This window comes from Staphylococcus sp. MZ3, assembly GCF_018622755.1.
GTDB lineage: Bacteria > Bacillota > Bacilli > Staphylococcales > Staphylococcaceae > Staphylococcus > Staphylococcus aureus.
The window spans coordinates 998,048-1,018,203 of record NZ_CP076026.1; the positions used below are offsets into that span (position 1 = coordinate 998,048).

The 20,156-nt window shown below is 32.3% G+C and carries 19 protein-coding genes; 13 read left to right on the forward strand and 6 right to left on the reverse strand.

The window, feature by feature from the left end; translation table 11 throughout:
* Positions 1-83: 83 nt before the first annotated feature.
* From yjbH to KI230_RS04865, 3 genes are all read right to left on the reverse strand, one after another.
* Positions 84-890 (reverse strand): protease adaptor protein YjbH, encoded by an 807-nt coding sequence (yjbH, locus tag KI230_RS04855; RefSeq protein ID WP_000896697.1) that lies wholly within the window; start codon positions 888-890, stop codon positions 84-86.
* Positions 891-912: 22 nt separating this feature from the next.
* A complete protein-coding gene (locus KI230_RS04860) occupies positions 913-1,278 on the reverse strand; it encodes a truncated hemoglobin YjbI (protein ID WP_000214065.1) in 366 nt (121 codons plus the stop codon).
* Positions 1,279-1,381: 103 nt separating this feature from the next.
* Entirely contained in the window at positions 1,382-1,975 is a 594-nt protein-coding gene (locus KI230_RS04865; protein WP_000224622.1) for a CYTH domain-containing protein, read from the reverse strand.
* Between the two features lie 185 nt (positions 1,976-2,160).
* Here KI230_RS04865 and KI230_RS04870 point away from each other — a divergent pair, with 185 nt between their 5' ends.
* The 7 genes from KI230_RS04870 to fabI all read left to right on the forward strand — a co-directional run bounded on the left by KI230_RS04870 (position 2,161) and on the right by fabI (position 9,145).
* Positions 2,161-2,508: a UPF0738 family protein gene (locus KI230_RS04870; protein WP_001242102.1), complete on the forward strand. Its 348-nt coding sequence runs from the start codon at positions 2,161-2,163 to the stop codon at positions 2,506-2,508.
* Positions 2,509-2,524: 16 nt separating this feature from the next.
* The gene (gene yjbM, locus KI230_RS04875; RefSeq protein WP_001077683.1) at positions 2,525-3,160 is read left to right on the forward strand and encodes a GTP diphosphokinase; all 636 of its coding nucleotides are present in this window, start codon (positions 2,525-2,527) and stop codon (positions 3,158-3,160) included.
* Positions 3,161-3,176: 16 nt separating this feature from the next.
* On the forward strand, positions 3,177-3,986 hold the full coding sequence (locus KI230_RS04880; RefSeq protein WP_001270834.1) for an NAD kinase: 810 nt from the start codon (positions 3,177-3,179) through the stop codon (positions 3,984-3,986).
* Positions 3,983-4,837, forward strand: a complete 855-nt coding sequence (locus KI230_RS04885) for an RluA family pseudouridine synthase (RefSeq protein ID WP_000669923.1) — start codon at positions 3,983-3,985, stop codon at positions 4,835-4,837. Before KI230_RS04880 ends, KI230_RS04885 begins: the two co-directional genes overlap by 4 nt.
* Positions 4,838-4,857: 20 nt before the next feature.
* Entirely contained in the window at positions 4,858-6,243 is a 1,386-nt protein-coding gene (gene mgtE, locus KI230_RS04890; protein ID WP_045176971.1) for a magnesium transporter, read from the forward strand.
* A 9-nt stretch (positions 6,244-6,252) separates the two neighbouring features.
* Positions 6,253-8,097: a monovalent cation:proton antiporter family protein gene (locus KI230_RS04895; protein ID WP_000395153.1), complete on the forward strand. Its 1,845-nt coding sequence runs from the start codon at positions 6,253-6,255 to the stop codon at positions 8,095-8,097.
* A gap of 277 nt (positions 8,098-8,374) precedes the next feature.
* Positions 8,375-9,145 carry an enoyl-ACP reductase FabI gene (gene fabI / locus KI230_RS04900; RefSeq protein WP_000933195.1) on the forward strand — a complete coding sequence of 257 codons (771 nt, stop codon included), beginning with the start codon at positions 8,375-8,377 and terminating at the stop codon, positions 9,143-9,145.
* A 194-nt stretch (positions 9,146-9,339) separates the two neighbouring features.
* On the opposite strand, the gene cozEa is transcribed toward fabI, so the two are convergent.
* Positions 9,340-10,425 (reverse strand): lipoteichoic acid biosynthesis protein CozEa, encoded by a 1,086-nt coding sequence (gene cozEa, locus KI230_RS04905; protein WP_000933104.1) that lies wholly within the window; start codon positions 10,423-10,425, stop codon positions 9,340-9,342.
* A gap of 341 nt (positions 10,426-10,766) precedes the next feature.
* Between cozEa and KI230_RS04910 the strand changes: the two genes are divergently transcribed.
* The 3 genes from KI230_RS04910 (at position 10,767) to KI230_RS04920 (ending at position 13,941) form a co-directional block, all read left to right on the forward strand.
* The gene (locus KI230_RS04910) at positions 10,767-12,335 is read left to right on the forward strand and encodes an alanine/glycine:cation symporter family protein (protein WP_000570687.1); all 1,569 of its coding nucleotides are present in this window, start codon (positions 10,767-10,769) and stop codon (positions 12,333-12,335) included.
* A 144-nt stretch (positions 12,336-12,479) separates the two neighbouring features.
* On the forward strand, positions 12,480-13,238 hold the full coding sequence (locus tag KI230_RS04915) for an esterase family protein (RefSeq protein WP_001288675.1): 759 nt from the start codon (positions 12,480-12,482) through the stop codon (positions 13,236-13,238).
* Positions 13,239-13,431: 193 nt separating this feature from the next.
* Entirely contained in the window at positions 13,432-13,941 is a 510-nt protein-coding gene (locus KI230_RS04920; protein ID WP_168768184.1) for a YjcG family protein, read from the forward strand.
* Positions 13,942-14,053: 112 nt separating this feature from the next.
* On the opposite strand, the gene ltaA is transcribed toward KI230_RS04920, so the two are convergent.
* Complete coding sequence (gene ltaA, locus KI230_RS04925) at positions 14,054-15,244, reverse strand: lipoteichoic acid biosynthesis MFS flippase LtaA (protein WP_001154232.1); 1,191 nt, start codon at positions 15,242-15,244, stop codon at positions 14,054-14,056.
* Positions 15,222-16,397: a diglucosyl diacylglycerol synthase gene (locus tag KI230_RS04930; protein ID WP_000258645.1), complete on the reverse strand. Its 1,176-nt coding sequence runs from the start codon at positions 16,395-16,397 to the stop codon at positions 15,222-15,224. The genes ltaA and KI230_RS04930 overlap by 23 nt, the downstream gene beginning before the upstream one ends.
* 432 nt (positions 16,398-16,829) lie before the next feature.
* Between KI230_RS04930 and KI230_RS04935 the strand changes: the two genes are divergently transcribed.
* Genes KI230_RS04935 through KI230_RS04945 form a run of 3 tightly spaced genes read left to right on the forward strand, consistent with a single transcriptional unit; the run spans position 16,830 to position 20,117 of the window.
* Positions 16,830-18,314, forward strand: coding sequence for a UDP-N-acetylmuramoyl-L-alanyl-D-glutamate--L-lysine ligase (locus KI230_RS04935; RefSeq protein ID WP_000340119.1), 1,485 nt, complete (start codon positions 16,830-16,832; stop codon positions 18,312-18,314).
* Positions 18,304-18,555, forward strand: a complete 252-nt coding sequence (locus KI230_RS04940; RefSeq protein WP_283216809.1) for a YueH family protein — start codon at positions 18,304-18,306, stop codon at positions 18,553-18,555. The genes KI230_RS04935 and KI230_RS04940 overlap by 11 nt, the downstream gene beginning before the upstream one ends.
* A complete protein-coding gene (locus tag KI230_RS04945; RefSeq protein ID WP_001049951.1) occupies positions 18,555-20,117 on the forward strand; it encodes a peptide chain release factor 3 in 1,563 nt (520 codons plus the stop codon). Before KI230_RS04940 ends, KI230_RS04945 begins: the two co-directional genes overlap by 1 nt.
* Positions 20,118-20,156: the final 39 nt, after the last annotated feature.

Sequence of the window (20,156 nt, forward strand, 5' to 3'; positions counted from 1 at the left end):
CGTTCTAATAATTTAATGTTGCAAAATTAAGAGTCAGTAAAAAGACCTCGTTACATTTATGGTGTACGAGGTCTTTAATTTATTTATTTTGATTTGATTTTAGGCATTTTAGATTTCCAGAAATCGCCATCTGGATATTTAAGTTTTTCAATTTTTTGTTGAATGGCTAACTTCTTTAACTCTTTGTTTAAAAGTTTTTCTGGCCATTCATAAATAGTAAGTAATTCTTCCATCGTTACAAGTTGTTGTTGCTGTATATAAGTTTCTAATTTAGGAGGAAGATTCTTTTCGATAGGTTTACCCATCAATTCATTAATTATATAAGTATAGATGTGATATGGGTATAATCCCTCGACTTTTAAACCTTCTTCATGAACATCTTCACTAAAGAAAACGAGAGAAGGGGCTTGTTCGATTTCCATTTCTCTTGCAATATGCAAATCAATTTTCAAGCTTTCGGTTAATTTACTTTTTTGTAAGTCGTCTTTAAATACTTCTAAATCAATACCTGCATTTTGAATACAGTCACAAATCATTGATTCTGTAATAATATCTCTTTTAGGTATGATTTCATTTTGCATTAAATGTATAAATCGTTCGGCACGTACACGACCTTGTAACTCAGCTGCTTTATAAGCTAGGGCGATGTTATCAAAGTTGGATGTACTTTGAGCTTGGCATTTCGTTAATACTTTTAACGAAGGATTTAATATATGTCTGATACGTATATATTGATTATATTCAATTCTTAATTTGGATAAGATTGCTGATAATTTGAAGCAATCGGAGCTAAATGGATCGAAAAATGAATAAATTTCGATTTTACTTACAGGTGATAGATTAATATCTTCACGACTCTTATTTTCCATTATTCGTAATTCTCCAGCCATGTTTATTCACCTACAATTAATTTTAGGAATTCACCATATGATTAGCAGTTAATCTTAAGCGCTCAAATAAATAATCTCCAACACCTTGTGGAAACGCAGCGCGATTAATTGCTGTCTGCATATTTTCTAACCATGCATCTCTTTCAAATTCAGTGATTGTAAAATCTATATGTCTTTTTCTTAGCATAGGATGTCCGTGTTCTTCGGTATAAATGTTTGGACCGCCCAAAAACTGTGTTAAAAATTGTTTTTGTTTACGACTTGTTTCTGCAAAATCTCCTGGAAACAGGTGATTAAGTCGTTCATCTTTTTCTACAAGGGTGTAAAAATAATCAATCATATCGTATAACGCTTCTTTACCAATGATGTCATATGGTGTTGTTGTCATTTAATCACCCATTTTCAAAAATTTACTGTTACGAACTTAAGTTAATATATAACTAATATAACATGATTTTAAACATTTGAAAGAAATATGCATATTTGCCAATTTAATTTATATTGTTTGAAAGTGTTTCTTTTTTCTTGAAAAAACGTTGAACTTTATTTAAAGGTTGATGATGTTCGAGGTTTAGTTCGTTTAATAAAGATTGGAACTTTTGTAAACCTTGATTATAGTCTTTAACTTCGAACTCTAACTCATAATCCGTAGTATCGAAATACTCACTTTTATCTAAAACGAGTAAATCACCTTTATATTTAGTTTCTTGGCGATATGTCGTTAATGCACCAAGTATTGATAAAGTTGTATCCTTTACACCAAACTGTTCAACTATAATTTGACGAATGTCATCTGGAAGATTGTCGTTTGAAATAATCAAGTTCATCTCTGGTTTAATGTCGACGATATAGTTGTATTCTAATAGACCAACCTTTGCTGGTGTCTTTAAAGTCATTTCATATTGATTGTCTTTAACTCTTATGCGTAGTGCAGAGCGATGTTCCTTTAATTTGAAATCGGGTGTATCAATATAGTAATTGACTTGCTTAAAAAGCACACTGTCTTTAAAATATTTCTCTTGCAATTTATTATAGATTGATGCAGTTATCATTTGTTTAAATTCTATTTCATGATTTGTTGCCATGATATGTATACACCTCGTATCAAATTCAATTTATCTTAACTATATTATGAATGACAAAGTTGAATTTTAAAAGTAATTTCCTTTATCTATTATCAATGTTAATTTGACCATTAAAAATAGTGTTCGTAAGTGTTTTGTATTATTGAATTGTGTTAAAATGTTATGGAATAAGAGGAGGATTAAGCATGCGTTTATATATTAATGAAATTAAAATTAAAGATGACATACTTTATTGTTATACAGAAGATTCTATTAAAGGATTATCTGAAGTAGGACAAATGCTCGTTGATAGTGATAATTATGCCTTTGCGTATACATTAGATGATGGTAAAGCGTATGCTTATCTCATTTTCGTACAAGAAACATGGACGATGTTGCATGAAAACATGACTAAAAAAATTATTATCAATGATGAACTAGAATTGACTGAATTCCACCAAGAACTTACTTATATTTTAGACAATATAAAAGGGAATAATAATTATGGTAAGGAATTTGTTGCAACCGTTGAAGAAACATTCGACATTGAATAAAGCGGGGTGAAGCACTATGAATCAATGGGATCAGTTCTTAACACCTTATAAGCAAGCGGTTGATGAGTTGAAAGTGAAACTTAAAGGCATGCGCAAACAATATGAAGTTGGTGAACAAGCGTCGCCAATAGAATTTGTTACTGGTCGTGTTAAACCGATCGCTAGTATTATAGATAAGGCAAACAAACGACAAATACCATTTGATAGGTTAAGAGAAGAAATGTACGATATCGCTGGTTTAAGAATGATGTGCCAATTTGTAGAAGATATTGATGTTGTCGTCAATATTTTAAGACAAAGAAAAGATTTTAAAGTAATTGAAGAACGAGATTATATTCGTAACACTAAAGAAAGTGGTTACCGCTCGTATCATGTCATTATTGAATATCCAATTGAAACATTACAAGGCCAAAAATTTATATTGGCTGAGATTCAGATTCGTACATTAGCAATGAATTTCTGGGCAACGATTGAACATACTTTACGATATAAATATGATGGTGCTTATCCGGATGAAATTCAACATCGTTTGGAAAGAGCGGCAGAAGCAGCGTATTTACTTGATGAAGAGATGTCTGAAATTAAAGATGAAATTCAGGAAGCTCAAAAATATTACACGCAAAAACGTTCTAAAAAACATGAAAATGATTAACGAGGTGTTATAAATCATGCGTTATACAATTTTAACTAAAGGTGACTCCAAGTCTAATGCCTTAAAGCATAAAATGATGAACTATATGAAAGATTTTCGCATGATTGAGGATAGTGAAAATCCTGAAATTGTTATTTCAGTTGGTGGTGATGGTACATTACTACAAGCATTCCATCAGTATAGCCACATGTTATCAAAAGTGGCATTTGTTGGAGTTCATACAGGTCATTTAGGATTTTATGCGGATTGGTTACCTCATGAAGTTGAAAAATTAATCATCGAAATTAATAATTCAGAGTTTCAGGTCATTGAATATCCATTGCTTGAAATTATTATGAGATACAACGACAACGGCTATGAAACAAGGTATTTAGCATTAAATGAAGCAACGATGAAAACTGAAAATGGCTCAACACTTGTTGTGGATGTTAACTTAAGAGGGAAACACTTTGAGCGATTTAGAGGCGATGGATTATGTGTATCAACACCTTCGGGTTCAACGGCTTATAACAAAGCGCTAGGTGGCGCACTGATACATCCTTCACTTGAAGCAATGCAAATTACAGAAATTGCCTCAATAAATAATCGTGTGTTTAGAACGGTAGGATCACCACTTGTATTACCAAAGCATCATACATGTTTAATATCACCAGTTAATCATGATACCATTAGAATGACGATAGATCATGTTAGTATCAAACATAAAAATGTTAATTCAATACAATACCGTGTAGCAAATGAAAAAGTGAGGTTTGCACGTTTTAGACCATTCCCGTTCTGGAAACGTGTACACGATTCTTTCATATCAAGTGATGAAGAACGATGAAATTTAAGTATCATATATCACAACAAGAAACTGTTAAAGCTTTTTTAGCACGACATGATTTTTCTAAGAAGACAGTGAGCGCCATTAAAAATAATGGCGCTTTAATTGTTAATGATGAACCAGTCACAGTACGTAAGCAATTAATGCCAAATGATATATTAGAAATTCATTTACCGCGAGAAATACCGAGTGTTAATTTAATACCTTATGCTCGTAAGCTAGAAGTATTGTATGAAGATGCTTTTATCATCATAGTTACTAAACCAAACAATCAAAATTGTACGCCTTCGAGAGAACATCCTCATGAAAGTTTAATCGAACAAGTACTATATCATTGTCAGGAACATGGTGAAAATATTAACCCACATATTGTTACGCGTCTAGATCGTAATACAACTGGTATTGTGATATTCGCTAAATATGGACATATCCATCATTTATTTTCTAAAGTAAACTTGAAAAAAATATATACTTGCCTTGTATATGGCAAAACCCATACATCTGGTATTATTGAAGCTAATATTAGACGGTCAAAGGATAGTATTATAACTAGAGAAGTTGCCTCGGATGGTAAATACGCTAAAACATCTTATGAAGTAATAAATCAAAATGATAAATACAGTTTATGCAAAGTTCATTTGCATACGGGACGTACACATCAAATTCGTGTACATTTTCAACATATTGGGCATCCAATTGTGGGAGATTCTTTGTATGATGGTTTTCATGACAAAATTCATGGTCAAGTACTGCAATGTACGCAAATATATTTTGTTCATCCAATCAATAAGAACAATATTTATATTACAATTGATTATAAGCAATTACTTAAATTATTCAATCAACTCTAATTCACACAGGGGGTGTAAGTATGTCAATGAACACAGATGAAAAAGAGCGTGTTCAAGAGGAATTATACGATGAGACATTATTAGATCAATACTTAGAAAATGATGATATTGATCAATTTAGAGATGAATTTCTAGCATTACACACATATGAACAAAGTGAGTATTTTGAAGATACTACCGATGAAAATAGACAAAAGATTTTTCAATATTTATCACCTGAAGAGGTTGCAAATTTCTTTGATCAATTAGATATTGATGACGATGAATATGAGTTGCTATTTGATAAAATGAATGCGACATACGCAAGTCACATATTAGAAGAAATGTCATACGATAATGCAGTAGATATTTTAAATGAGTTGACTAAACCAAAAGTTGCTAGTCTTTTAACATTGATGAATAAAGATGACGCGAATGAAATCAAAGCATTACTTCACTATGATGAGGATACGGCCGGCGGTATTATGACGACGGAGTATTTATCACTTAAAGCGCATACGCCTGTTAAAGAAGCGTTATTATTGGTCAAAGCGCAAGCGCCAGACGCAGAAACAATATATGTTATATTTGTCGTTGATGATGATGGTAAATTAGTAGGTGTTTTATCGCTAAGAGATTTAATTGTAGCTGAAAATGATGCTTATATTGAAGATATTATGAATGAACGTGTCATTAGTGTGAATGTAGCAGACGACCAAGAAGATGTTGCTCAAGTTATGAGAGACTATGATTTCATGGCTGTACCTGTTATAGATTACCAAGAACATTTGCTTGGTATCATCACGATTGATGATATTTTAGACGTTATGGATGAAGAGGCTAGTGAAGACTACTCTCGTTTAGCCGGGGTTTCAGATATCGATTCGACTAATGATTCAATCATTAAAACAGCATTAAAACGTTTACCATGGTTGATTATTTTAACATTTTTAGGAATGATTACTGCGACAATTTTAGGGAGATTTGAAAAAACATTAGAAAATGTAGCGCTACTCGCAGCGTTTATTCCTATTATTAGTGGTATGTCAGGAAATTCAGGTACACAATCTTTAGCCGTTTCAGTTCGTAACATTACGACAGGGGAAATTAATGAGCAAAGTAAATTTAGAATTGCATTAAGAGAAGCGGGAAGTGGTGTATTATCGGGTGTTGTATGTGCAACAATATTATTTACAATTATTGTTGCAATATATCATCAGCCACTTTTAGCATTAATCGTTGCAGGAAGTTTAACTTGTGCGATGACGGTGGGGACGTTTGTAGGTTCGATGATTCCATTATTGATGAATAAATTAAATATCGATCCAGCAGTGGCTAGTGGACCATTTATTACAACAATTAATGATATTATTAGTATGTTGATTTATTTTGGTTTAGCTACATCATTTATGGCTTACTTAATTTAAGGAGGAGTTATGGAGTTTTTATCTTTAGTTATTGTTGTTTTAGCAGCGTTTTTAACTCCAATAATTGTCAATCGATTAAATATTAATTTCTTGCCAGTTGTTGTTGCAGAAATTTTGATGGGGATAGTGATTGGAAATTCATTTCTAAATATAGTAGAAAGGGATTCAATTCTAAATATTTTATCAACGTTAGGCTTTATCTTTTTAATGTTTTTAAGTGGTTTAGAAATTGATTTTAAAGCTTTTAAAAAAGATAAACGCGCACGTCAAGGACAAAATGATGATGAATCCTCAATTCCAGGGCATCTTAATCTAGCGTTAACTGTATTTGCATTTATTATGATTATTTCGATTCTTTTAGCGTATGTATTTAAATGGCTTGGATTAGTGGATGATGTGTTATTAATGGTCATTATCATTTCAACTATTTCCTTAGGTGTAGTTGTTCCAACTTTAAAAGAAATGAATATTATGAGAACAACTATAGGGCAATTTATCCTATTAGTAGCAGTACTTGCGGACTTAGTAACTATGATTTTATTAACGGTCTATGGCGCAATCAATGGTCAAGGCGGCAGTACAATATGGTTAATAGGTATATTAGTTGTTTTCACAGCAATTTCATATATTTTAGGTGTTCAATTTAAAAGAATGTCATTTTTACAAAAATTGATGGATGGTACGACGCAAATCGGTATTCGTGCGGTATTTGCATTAATAATATTATTAGTAGCCCTAGCAGAGGGAGTTGGCGCAGAAAATATATTAGGTGCATTCTTAGCAGGTGTCGTTGTTTCATTATTAAATCCAGATGAAGAAATGGTTGAAAAGTTAGACTCATTTGGTTATGGGTTCTTTATTCCTATTTTCTTTATAATGGTTGGTGTAGATTTAAACATACCTTCATTAATTAAAGAACCGAAATTACTAATTATCATACCGATTTTAATCGTTGCATTTATCATTTCAAAATTAATTCCAGTCATGTTTATTCGACGTTGGTTTGATATGAAAACAACGATTGCATCAGCATTTTTATTAACATCAACATTATCGCTCGTGATAGCTGCAGCCAAAATTTCAGAAAGATTAAATGCTATTTCAGCTGAAACGTCAGGTATATTAATTTTAAGCGCAGTCATTACATGTGTATTCGTTCCGATTATTTTCAAAAAACTGTTTCCAGTTCCAGATGAGTTTAACCGTAAAATTGAAGTTAGTTTAATTGGTAAAAATCAATTAACGATTCCTATAGCGCAAAATTTAACATCTCAGTTATATGACGTGACATTATATTATCGCAAAGACTTGAGTGATCGTCGTCAATTGTCGGATGATATCACGATGATAGAAATTGCTGATTATGAACAAGATGTTTTAGAACGACTAGGTCTGTTTGACCGAGACATAGTTGTTTGTGCTACGAATGACGATGATATTAACCGAAAAGTTGCTAAATTAGCCAAAGCACATCAAGTTGAGCGTGTCATTTGCAGACTTGAAAGCACAACGGACGATACAGAGTTAGTTGATTCAGGTATTGAAATTTTCAGTAGCTACTTAAGTAATAAAATCTTATTAAAAGGTTTAATTGAAACACCTAACATGTTGAATTTATTAAGTAATGTTGAAACGTCACTATATGAAATTCAAATGTTAAATTATAAATATGAAAATATTCAATTACGTAATTTCCCATTCGGAGGAGACATCATCTTCGTGCGTATTATCCGTAATAATGAGTCGATTGTTCCGCATGGAGATACACAATTGCGATATGGAGATCGCTTAATTGTTACCGGTGCTAAAGAATACGTTGATGAATTGAAGCAAGAGTTAGAATTTTATTTTTAACAATAATGATATTAAAATGCAGACGTATTTTAGTACGACGTAAAATTAATGATTTTAAAATGCTAGTATGTATATGATTTTGATAAATACATGCTTTTTACGTAAATCAAGTTTGATACAGAAAGGACTAAATCAAACATTTATCGTTGTAATACGTTTAAATAACTTTATTAAAAAGTCATAATAGTGTTAAAATGTAATGACGAATAAAAAGTTAGTTAAAACTGGGATTAGATATTCTATCCGTTAAATTAATTATTATAAGGAGTTATCTTACATGTTAAATCTTGAAAACAAAACATATGTCATCATGGGAATCGCTAATAAGCGTAGTATTGCTTTTGGTGTCGCTAAAGTTTTAGATCAATTAGGTGCTAAATTAGTATTTACTTACCGTAAAGAACGTAGCCGTAAAGAGCTTGAAAAATTATTAGAACAATTAAATCAACCAGAAGCGCACTTATATCAAATTGATGTTCAAAGCGATGAAGAGGTTATTAATGGTTTTGAGCAAATTGGTAAAGATGTTGGCAATATCGATGGTGTATATCATTCAATCGCATTTGCTAATATGGAAGACTTACGCGGACGCTTTTCTGAAACTTCACGTGAAGGTTTCTTGTTAGCTCAAGACATTAGTTCTTACTCACTAACTATCGTTGCTCATGAAGCTAAAAAATTAATGCCAGAAGGTGGTAGCATTGTTGCAACAACATATTTAGGTGGCGAATTCGCAGTTCAAAACTATAATGTGATGGGTGTTGCTAAAGCGAGCTTAGAAGCAAATGTTAAATATTTAGCATTAGACTTAGGTCCAGATAATATTCGCGTTAATGCAATTTCAGCTGGTCCAATCCGTACATTAAGTGCAAAAGGTGTGGGTGGTTTCAATACAATTCTTAAAGAAATCGAAGAGCGTGCACCTTTAAAACGTAATGTTGATCAAGTAGAAGTAGGTAAAACTGCGGCTTACTTATTAAGTGATTTATCAAGTGGCGTTACAGGTGAAAATATTCATGTAGATAGCGGATTCCACGCAATTAAATAATATCATTCAACAGCTTTGTTCACGTTATTATATATGTGAGCAAAGCTTTTTGGCTTTTATAATAATCGGACTGATGGAATATCATTTAATATTTCATCTGACTGATTTTTTATGCACAAAAAAATCTCCTCAAAAGCTGTAGTTTCAACTTTTGAGGAGATAGTATCTTATATTCTTAAAAGACATCCACAGAATTAATCCTTAATATTACTGTTTGCTTTATCAATAATGCGTTGGCGGTATTTGAAAATATTACTAACAACCGTTTTAAGTACAGCATATAATGGCACTGCAATCAGAACTAATGTAAAGCCACCTAAATCTCCTGCTGCTAAAATAACAACGATAATTGTTAAAGGATGAATACTTAAAGATTTACCCATTACATTTGGTGTAATGATATTACCTTCAAGTTGGTGTGCAATTAATGTAATGATACAAACCCATATAAATGTAGTAGGACTATCTATAATACCGAGTATTGCTGCAGGTGCAAATGATAACCATGAACCTAAGAAAGGAATTAAGTTTGCGACACCAGCAAATAGTACTAATAAAGGAATATATGGTAAGTCAATAATTGAATAACCGATATATAAGAATATACCTAAAATAACACTGACAGTTACTTGACCTTGAATGTAAGATTTTAATGTAAAGTTTAAATCAGTTAATAAATCTACGAAAAATACTTTACGTTCACCTTTGAAAAATTTAGCAACAGCTGGGATAAATTTTTCATGGTCTTTTAACATATAAATTAAGAAGAATGGAACCATAATCAATAAGAAGATGGTTGAAATTAATGATGTAATGTACTGTAATGAATTAGATAAAATATTAGTAACGCCATCACCCATTGATTTAACCATATTTGTAATTCTACTTGTTACATCTTCAGGTAATTTATCCATTTGAGCTAGTGCGAATTTAATAATTTGCTCTGCTTCTTTTTGTAGGGCAGGTGTCTGACTAATTAAATTGTTGATATTTGAAATGATGATTGGTGCAACAAACGCAACAATTAAGCCGATAATAGCAAACAAAGCTAACATGATTGTTGTTATACTAGCCCATCTTGGAAAACCGACTTTTTCAAGTAAGTTTTGAAAAGGTAGACAGATATAAAATAAAAAACCACTAATTAAAAATGGAAGAAATACAGAACCGATGATTGTAGCTATTGGAGTAAATACTTCGTGCACTTCCATAAATAGTTTGATGAGAATGAACAGCATAATCAGAGCGATGCCAGTTCGGAACCAAACCTTGTTTAACATAAACGATGTTCCTCCTATTTTTCTAAACTTAGTTATTATTTAGTATATCCTAAATAGCAGTGCTTAAAAAGGTTAATATTTTTTAAATATACTTAAATTAACCATTCACTTTCTATTTTAAGATATTTACTTTCAATAGTTTGTGAGACTTTTCAATGACTCGTAAGTCTGCAATTGGATCAAACAGCACCAGTTTATATGAATAACTTATTTTAATATTAAACGTGTTTAAATAATGAAATGATCATATTAATATTTATAAGAATATTCTGAAAAATATATTGAAGTGTCTCGTGCTTAATCGTATAATATTTTTATGTTTAAACAATAGGGGGAATCTTATGATTGAAAAATTAGTAACCTTTTTAAATGAGGTTGTTTGGAGTAAGCCATTAGTTTATGGTTTGCTAATTACTGGTGTGCTATTTACATTGCGTATGCGATTTTTTCAAGTTAGACATTTTAAAGAAATGATTCGATTAATGTTTCAAGGAGAGAAGTCTCCTAATGGTATTTCAAGTTTTCAAGCGATAGCCATGTCTTTAGCAGGCAGGGTTGGTACAGGTAATATTGTCGGTGTATCTACTGCAATATTTATAGGAGGACCTGGTGCAGTATTTTGGATGTGGATTACTGCGTTTTTAGGTGCAAGTAGTGCTTTTATTGAATCTACACTTGGTCAAATATTCAAGAGAGTTGAAAATAATGAATACCGTGGTGGACCAGCGTATTATATTGAATATGGTATTGGTGGTAAATTTGGTAAAATTTACGGAATTATCTTTGCTATTGTTACGATTATCTCAGTAGGTCTATTGCTTCCTGGTGTGCAATCTAACGCTATAGCAAGTTCTATGCATAATGCGATTCATGTTCCACAATGGTTAATGGGTGCTATTGTTGTAGTTATTTTGGGATTAATTATTTTTGGTGGTGTACGTAGTATTGCCAATGTTGCAACAGCCGTTGTACCATTTATGGCAATTATTTACATACTGATGGCTGTCATTATCATTTGTATCAATATACAAGAAGTGCCAGCGTTATTTGCATTAATTTTCAAATCAGCATTTGGATTACAATCTGCTTTTGGTGGTATCGTTGGCGCAATGATAGAGATTGGTGTTAAACGTGGATTATACTCAAATGAGGCTGGTCAAGGTACAGGTCCACACGCAGCAGCGGCAGCAGAAGTATCACATCCAAGTAAACAAGGTCTAGTACAAGCATTTTCAGTTTATATTGATACATTATTTGTATGTACTGCAACTGCTCTGATTATACTTATTTCTGGTACATATAATGTGACTGATGGTACGGTTAATGCGAATGGCACACCGCATTTAATTAAAGATGGCGGTATTTATGTTGAAAATGCAACAGGTAAAGATTATTCAGGTACTGCGATGTATGCACAAGCCGGCATTGATAAAGCGTTCCATGGCAGTGGTTATCAATTTGATCCTACTTTCTCTGGCGTAGGTTCGTACTTTATTGCATTTGCTTTATTCTTCTTTGCATTTACTACAATTTTGTCGTACTACTACATTACAGAAACAAATGTTGCTTATTTAACGCGTAATCAAAATAATCAAGTTTCATCGATATTTATTAATATTGCTCGTGTGATTATTTTGTTCGCTACATTTTACGGTGCAGTTAAAACAGCTGATGTAGCATGGGCATTCGGTGATTTAGGTGTAGGTCTAATGGCTTGGTTAAATATCATTGCGATTTGGATTTTACATAAGCCTGCCGTAAATGCTTTAAAAGATTATGAAATTCAAAAGAAACGTTTAGGAAACGGTTATAATGCAGTTTATCAACCTGATCCGAATAAATTACCTAATGCTGTCTTTTGGTTGAAGACATATCCAGAACGTTTAAAACAAGCACGTGCCAAAAAGTAATCTACTTTTGTTTATAGTATATGTAGTGATCATTTGATAAAAAAAGAAACAGCATTGATAATTTTAGGTGCTCAGAAATTTGAATTTTAAAAATATAGTGTCTCTTGGTACAATAACAATACAACTACTAGGGGGCACTTTTTTATGTCAGAATTTAAAACTGGTAAGATTAATAAACATGTTTTATATAGTAATATTTTAAATAGAGATGTCACGATAAGTATTTATTTACCAGAATCTTATAATCAACTTGTTAAATATAATGTCATTCTTTGCTTTGACGGATTAGATTTTTTACGTTTCGGGAGAATACAACGTACATATGAATCGTTAATCAAAGAAGCGCGTATTGATGATGCGATCATTGTTGGATTCCATTATGAAGACGTTGATAAGCGTAGAGAGGAATTTCATCCACAAGGAAGTCGTTCTCATTTAACTATTCAATCAGTCGGTAAAGAAATATTGCCATTTATTGACTCGACGTTTTCTACACTGAAAGTAGGTAATGCAAGGTTATTAGTAGGGGATAGTTTAGCGGGTAGTATTGCCTTATTAACGGCGTTGACCTATCCAACGATTTTTAGTCGTGTAGCAATGTTAAGTCCACATTCAGATGACAAAGTATTAGATAAGCTAAATCAATGTGCTAATAAAGAACAATTGACAATTTGGCATGTCATTGGTCTAGATGAAAAAGATTTTACTTTACCAACAAATGGTAAGCGTGCCGATTTCTTAACACCGAATAGAGAATTAGCTGAACAAATTAAGAAATATAATATAACTTATTATTACGATGAATTTGAAGGTGGTCACCAATGGAAAGATTGGAAACCATTGCTGTCAGATATATTATTGTATTTTTTACGTAAAAACACAGATGATCAACATTATGAGTAATTTACATTAGTAGATTTAGTATGAATTGTCTTCATATAGTTTGGTCTATAATATAATTTATAAAAGATTTTACTGTTTGATTTAATTTAAATTTGTCGAAATTGCAAAAGATGTATAATGAATTATTTTTAATGTAACGGTTTTCAAAGAAATTTGATATAATAGCAATAGGTTAAACAAAGGAGGAATTCAGATGATTTTAGGATTAGCATTAATTCCATCAAAGTCATTTCAAGAAGCGGTGGATTCTTACCGTAAAAGATATGATAAACAGTATTCACGAATTAAACCACATGTGACAATTAAAGCGCCATTTGAAATTGGAGATGGTGATTTAGATTCTGTCATTGAACAGGTTAGAGCTCGTATTAATGGTATACCAGCAGTAGAAGTTCATGCTACAAAAGCTTCTAGCTTCAAACCAACGAACAATGTGATTTACTTTAAAGTTGCGAAGACGGACGACTTAGAAGAATTGTTTAATCGCTTTAATGGAGAAGATTTCTATGGAGAAGCTGAACATGTTTTTGTGCCACACTTTACAATAGCACAAGGACTATCTAGCCAAGAATTCGAAGATATTTTTGGTCAAGTAGCATTAGCTGGGGTAGACCATAAAGAAATTATCGATGAATTAACTTTGTTACGTTTTGACGATGACGAAGATAAATGGAAAGTTATTGAAACGTTTAAATTAGCTTAAGTAACATAATAGTATTGTTAATCGTAGTATGTTTGAATTAATAAGAAAATGGTCATTTTTATTGAATGTAATAAAAATGACCATTTTCTTTATTTTAAAATACGTTTTAACCTTACTTAGCTTTTTCTCTATTTGCTATAAAGTAGCTTCCATAAAATACAGCTAAGACTAAAAAGATTAATGCCGAGAAATAAAATGTATTGTTTAAATTGTTGGTAAATTGTGTAATTAATCCGCCAAATAATGGCCCGATCATTGAGCCGAATCCTTGGATACTATTAAAAACACCCCAAGTTTCTTCTTGTTCATCTGATTTGATAAATCGTGCCATAAAGGTATTCCATGCTGGTAATAAGATGCCATACATTAGACCGATAGCTAAAGCGATAATCCACACGATGTGAATATTAACAATCATAGATAGAGTGAAAATTAATATCATGTATAAAATAAATCCGCTTAGAATAACACCATACATAAAGTTTCTGCTGCGGTTATCTATTAGTTTCGATAAAAATAGCATCGAAACTGCACAGCCGATACCACCAATAATGATTGCAACAGTATATTCAATTGTACTTACGTTAATAACCTTAGTAGCATATGTTGGTAATATAGGAACTAGGGCAGCAATTGCGGCACCTTGTAAAAGAATACCAGGGAACAACAATAAATGGCGCTTTGTCACATCAACAATTTGTCTCAATTGAGCTTTAACTGGACGAGTATTATAATTTGTTAACTTTACATCGACAAAATAATATAATATCCATGCAATTAAAACGACTAAAGACATCATGAAGGCAAAGTGTGTTGGGTGCACTTTGATAAGTAGATTCATAAAAACCATACCTACCAATAGGCCTAACAACCATGAAAAATAAACATAGCCCATTTGTTTACCACGTTTATCTTCTTCAACACTGGATAACATAATTACCCAAATAGGACTAACTGCAATACCGAGCATCATAGCACTAAATATGATTACAAAAGGTGATGCTGGAAACCAAATAACTAAAAATAAACTTGTAAATGCTAAAATAAATCCAGTCGTTAAAACGATTTTTGTGCCGAATTTTTTCAGTGAAAATCCTATAACAAAGTTTGTAGATGCATCAGCAATAAAATGTATTGAAAATGCTAGAGACGTTATTGCTACAGCAATGGATGTAACTGTTGGCAAGAAATTAATATAGCTTAGGATATACATGCCTCTCGCAAATTCCATTAAAAATAAGATAATAAGCATTAAAATGAAATTTTTATGATTAGCGTAATTATTTAACGAAGAATCTTGCATATAAAGGAACCTTTCCATAAATCTCTTGTGGTTGTGATGAATGACCGATTAAATCAAGTAAGTCTCGACATATTGTCTGTGTAGCATACTTAATTTTATCTTGTTCCATTGTACTAATCATGTTAGTTAATTGCTCATTACCATTCGTTAAACTAGCTACAATTTTTATTGCTTCTTCTGGAGTATCAGCGATTTTACCAAAACCTTTTTCTTCAAAGTAAAGGGCATTTTCAAGCTCTTGACCAGGTGCAGGATTTAGGAAAATCATTGGAATACAACGGGCGAAACCTTCAGTTATTGTGATACCACCAGGTTTCGTAATCATAAGTTGACTTGATGCCATCCATTCATTCATGTGTTTGGTATAACCTAGAATCAATACATTCTCGTTAGATTTAAACTTAGCTATTAAAGAACGCTTTAGCTCTTTGCTCTTACCACAAATCATAACTACTTGTGCATTTGCACTTTTCGCTAATATATCAGTAATCATCGTGTCAAAACCTTTAGATACACCAAATGCACCAGCTGACATTAAAATAGTTTGCTTATCTGGATCTAAGTTGTTGTCTATTAACCACTGCTTTTGATTAATAGGCGTTTCAAATTTGTTATCAATAGGAATACCTGTCACTTTAACTGTTGAAGGATCAATACCTACGTCTATGAAGTCTTGTTTCGTTTCTTTTGTTGCCACATAATATCTTGTTGAATACGGCGTAATCCAGTTTTTATGTAAGCGATAGTCTGTCATCACTGTAGCAACTGGAATATTAATGTTAAATTGCTCAGTTAGTACCGACATAACTGGTGTAGGAAACGTTAATAATATTAAATCTGGCTTTTCTTTTATCAATAAATTAATTAACTTATTAAGTCCATAGTATTTGTAAAAACATTTGTCTAGTTTATCTGGGCGGCTGTAATAAAACCCTTTGTACATATTTCTAAAATATTTAAAGCTATTGATATACCATTTTTTACAAATAGAAGTCAAAATTGGATGAGCTTCCATAAATAAATCGTGCTCAATGACGCTTAAATGGTCTAGATTCATATCATTAAGTTGATTAACGATACTCTGTGTAACTTGCATATGACCGTTACCGAATGAGCCAGTAATAATCAATATCTTTTTATTTTGAGTAACCATTAATAGCCACCCTCCGTTAGTTTGAAAATTTTATTTAAGTGTAACTTATTTTACGGCATTATAAAAGAAATAAAGACGCAAAGTCGTTACATTTATAGCAATTTTAATCAATAGATGAATTGATACAAAATAAAACGTTATTTTATAAAGCAATTTATTGTTCTATGTTTTATTTGTATATTTAAAATTATCCAGTATACAATTATAGCATATTTTTGGAAACAATTATGATATTATACCAAGTTACAAGATGGTTTTAATAATTTAAGATGAGCCATAATTGTAAAACTAATTCATAATACCGTATGTTTTATTTTTAATAGTAGAAATTAGAAAATGCTGATTAGTAGGATATAACAGTGAAATTATAAATTTATTAACATCAACAAAACGTGTATAATAAACATATTGTAGAAAAAGGAGCGGTTCAGTTTGGATGCAAGTACGTTGTTTAAGAAAGTAAAAGTAAAGCGTGTATTGGGTTCTTTAGAACAACAAATAGATGATATCACTACTGATTCACGTACAGCGAGAGAAGGTAGCATTTTTGTCGCTTCAGTTGGATATACTGTAGACAGTCATAAGTTCTGTCAAAATGTAGCTGATCAAGGGTGTAAGTTGGTAGTGGTCAATAAAGAACAATCATTACCAGCTAACGTAACACAAGTGGTTGTGCCGGACACATTAAGAGTAGCTAGTATTCTAGCACACACATTATATGATTATCCGAGTCATCAGTTAGTGACATTTGGTGTAACGGGTACAAATGGTAAAACTTCTATTGCGACGATGATTCATTTAATTCAAAGAAAGTTACAAAAAAATAGTGCATATTTAGGAACTAATGGTTTCCAAATTAATGAAACAAAGACAAAAGGTGCAAATACGACACCAGAAACAGTTTCTTTAACTAAGAAAATTAAAGAAGCAGTTGATGCAGGCGCTGAATCTATGACATTAGAAGTATCAAGCCATGGCTTAGTATTAGGACGACTGCGAGGCGTTGAATTTGACGTTGCAATATTTTCAAATTTAACACAAGACCATTTAGATTTTCATGGCACAATGGAAGCATACGGACACGCGAAGTCTTTATTGTTTAGTCAATTAGGTGAAGATTTGTCGAAAGAAAAGTATGTCGTGTTAAACAATGACGATTCATTTTCTGAGTATTTAAGAACAGTGACGCCTTATGAAGTATTTAGTTATGGAATTGATGAGGAAGCCCAATTTATGGCTAAAAATATTCAAGAATCTTTACAAGGTGTCAGCTTTGATTTTGTAACGCCTTTTGGAACTTACCCAGTAAAATCGCCTTATGTTGGTAAGTTTAATATTTCTAATATTATGGCGGCAATGATTGCGGTGTGGAGTAAAGGTACATCTTTAGAAACGATTATTAAAGCTGTTGAAAATTTAGAACCTGTTGAAGGGCGATTAGAAGTTTTAGATCCTTCGTTACCTATTGATTTAATTATCGATTATGCACATACAGCTGATGGTATGAACAAATTAATCGATGCAGTACAGCCTTTTGTAAAGCAAAAGTTGATATTTTTAGTTGGTATGGCAGGCGAACGTGATTTAACTAAAACGCCTGAAATGGGGCGAGTTGCCTGTCGTGCAGATTATGTCATTTTCACACCGGATAATCCGGCAAATGATGACCCGAAAATGTTAACGGCAGAATTAGCCAAAGGTGCAACACATCAAAACTATATTGAATTTGATGATCGTGCAGAAGGGATAAAACATGCAATTGACATAGCTGAGCCTGGGGATACTGTCGTTTTAGCATCAAAAGGAAGAGAACCATATCAAATCATGCCAGGGCATATTAAGGTGCCACATCGAGATGATTTAATTGGCCTTGAAGCAGCTTACAAAAAGTTCGGTGGTGGCCCTGTTGATCAATAAAAGATTTATTGATGAAGGTAAAACTATTGATGTTTATTTATTCGAAGCATTAAATAACCAGATAATCATTGCTATACTAGATTGGTTTTGGTCATATCAGATGGCAATGACATTAGATGAAGAAACTTGTTTTGAAGCAATACTCATGCAATTGTTTGTTTTTAAAGAAGAGGAAGAGGCAGAATCGATTGCATCACAACTAACAGATTGGATAGAAACATATAAAAAGGAGAAAGACTAATGAACTTAAAGCAAGAAGTTGAGTCTAGAAAGACTTTTGCGATTATTTCACATCCCGATGCAGGGAAAACAACGTTAACTGAAAAACTATTGTACTTCAGTGGTGCTATTCGTGAAGCGGGTACAGTTAAAGGGAAGAAGACTGGTAAATTTGCGACAAGTGACTGGATGAAAGTTGAACAAGAGCGTGGTATTTCTGTAACTAGTTCAGTAATGCAATTTGATTACGATGATTATAAAATCAATATCTTAGATACACCAGGACATGAAGACTTTTCAGAAGATACGTATAGAACATTAATGGCAGTTGACAGTGCTGTCATGGTCATAGACTGTGCAAAAGGTATTGAACCACAAACATTGAAGTTATTTAAAGTTTGTAAAATGCGTGGTATTCCAATCTTTACATTCATTAATAAATTAGACCGAGTAGGTAAAGAACCATTTGAATTATTAGATGAAATCGAAGAGACATTAAATATTGAAACATACCCTATGAATTGGCCAATTGGTATGGGACAAAGTTTCTTTGGCATCATTGATAGAAAGTCTAAAACAATTGAACCATTTAGAGATGAAGAAAATATATTACATTTGAATGATGATTTTGAGTTGGAAGAAGATCATGCAATTACAAATGATAGTGCTTTTGAACAAGCGATTGAAGAATTAATGTTGGTTGAAGAAGCGGGTGAAGCCTTTGATAATGACGCGCTGTTGAGTGGAGACTTAACACCTGTATTTTTCGGTTCAGCTTTAGCTAACTTTGGTGTACAAAATTTCTTAAATGCATATGTTGATTTTGCGCCAATGCCAAATGCGAGACAAACAAAAGAAGACGTTGAAGTAAGCCCGTTTGATGATTCATTTTCAGGATTTATCTTTAAAATTCAAGCCAACATGGACCCTAAACACCGTGATAGAATTGCCTTTATGCGTGTCGTTAGTGGTGCATTTGAACGTGGTATGGATGTTACTTTGCAACGTACTAATAAAAAGCAAAAGATCACACGTTCAACGTCATTTATGGCAGACGATAAAGAAACTGTGAATCATGCTGTAGCAGGCGATATCATTGGACTATATGATACTGGTAATTATCAAATTGGAGATACTTTAGTTGGTGGGAAACAAACCTACAGTTTCCAAGATTTACCACAATTTACGCCAGAAATTTTTATGAAAGTTTCTGCTAAAAACGTCATGAAACAGAAGCATTTCCATAAAGGTATTGAACAATTAGTACAAGAAGGTGCGATTCAATACTATAAAACATTACACACAAACCAAATTATTTTAGGTGCTGTTGGTCAGTTACAATTTGAAGTTTTCGAACATAGAATGAAAAATGAATATAATGTTGATGTTGTTATGGAGCCAGTAGGCCGTAAAATTGCACGTTGGATTGAAAATGAAGACCAAATTACAGATAAGATGAACACATCAAGATCGATTTTAGTGAAAGATAGATATGACGATTTAGTATTCTTATTTGAAAATGAATTTGCAACAAGATGGTTCGAAGAGAAATTCCCTGAAATTAAATTGTATAGTTTACTTTAACGGCTCAATTGTATAATCGAATTTGTTACATTAAAAATA

Bases quoted from the DNA above. Each gene is read 5' to 3' on its own strand.
- cozEa (WP_000933104.1), bottom strand. From the start codon at position 10,425: ATGTTAAACAAGGTTTGGTTCCGAACTGGCATCGCTCTGATTATGCTG.
- KI230_RS04930 (WP_000258645.1), bottom strand. From the start codon at position 16,397: ATGGTTACTCAAAATAAAAAGATATTGATTATTACTGGCTCATTCGGT.
- KI230_RS04920 (WP_168768184.1), top strand. From the start codon at position 13,432: ATGATTTTAGGATTAGCATTAATTCCATCAAAGTCATTTCAAGAAGCG.
- yjbM (WP_001077683.1), top strand. From the start codon at position 2,525: ATGAATCAATGGGATCAGTTCTTAACACCTTATAAGCAAGCGGTTGAT.
- KI230_RS04880 (WP_001270834.1), top strand. From the start codon at position 3,177: ATGCGTTATACAATTTTAACTAAAGGTGACTCCAAGTCTAATGCCTTA.
- KI230_RS04910 (WP_000570687.1), top strand. From the start codon at position 10,767: ATGATTGAAAAATTAGTAACCTTTTTAAATGAGGTTGTTTGGAGTAAG.
- mgtE (WP_045176971.1), top strand. From the start codon at position 4,858: ATGTCAATGAACACAGATGAAAAAGAGCGTGTTCAAGAGGAATTATAC.
- KI230_RS04895 (WP_000395153.1), top strand. From the start codon at position 6,253: ATGGAGTTTTTATCTTTAGTTATTGTTGTTTTAGCAGCGTTTTTAACT.
- KI230_RS04885 (WP_000669923.1), top strand. From the start codon at position 3,983: ATGAAATTTAAGTATCATATATCACAACAAGAAACTGTTAAAGCTTTT.
- KI230_RS04945 (WP_001049951.1), top strand. From the start codon at position 18,555: ATGAACTTAAAGCAAGAAGTTGAGTCTAGAAAGACTTTTGCGATTATT.
- fabI (WP_000933195.1), top strand. From the start codon at position 8,375: ATGTTAAATCTTGAAAACAAAACATATGTCATCATGGGAATCGCTAAT.
- KI230_RS04860 (WP_000214065.1), bottom strand. From the start codon at position 1,278: ATGACAACAACACCATATGACATCATTGGTAAAGAAGCGTTATACGAT.
- KI230_RS04915 (WP_001288675.1), top strand. From the start codon at position 12,480: ATGTCAGAATTTAAAACTGGTAAGATTAATAAACATGTTTTATATAGT.
- KI230_RS04865 (WP_000224622.1), bottom strand. From the start codon at position 1,975: ATGGCAACAAATCATGAAATAGAATTTAAACAAATGATAACTGCATCA.
- yjbH (WP_000896697.1), bottom strand. From the start codon at position 890: ATGGCTGGAGAATTACGAATAATGGAAAATAAGAGTCGTGAAGATATT.
- KI230_RS04870 (WP_001242102.1), top strand. From the start codon at position 2,161: ATGCGTTTATATATTAATGAAATTAAAATTAAAGATGACATACTTTAT.
- ltaA (WP_001154232.1), bottom strand. From the start codon at position 15,244: ATGCAAGATTCTTCGTTAAATAATTACGCTAATCATAAAAATTTCATT.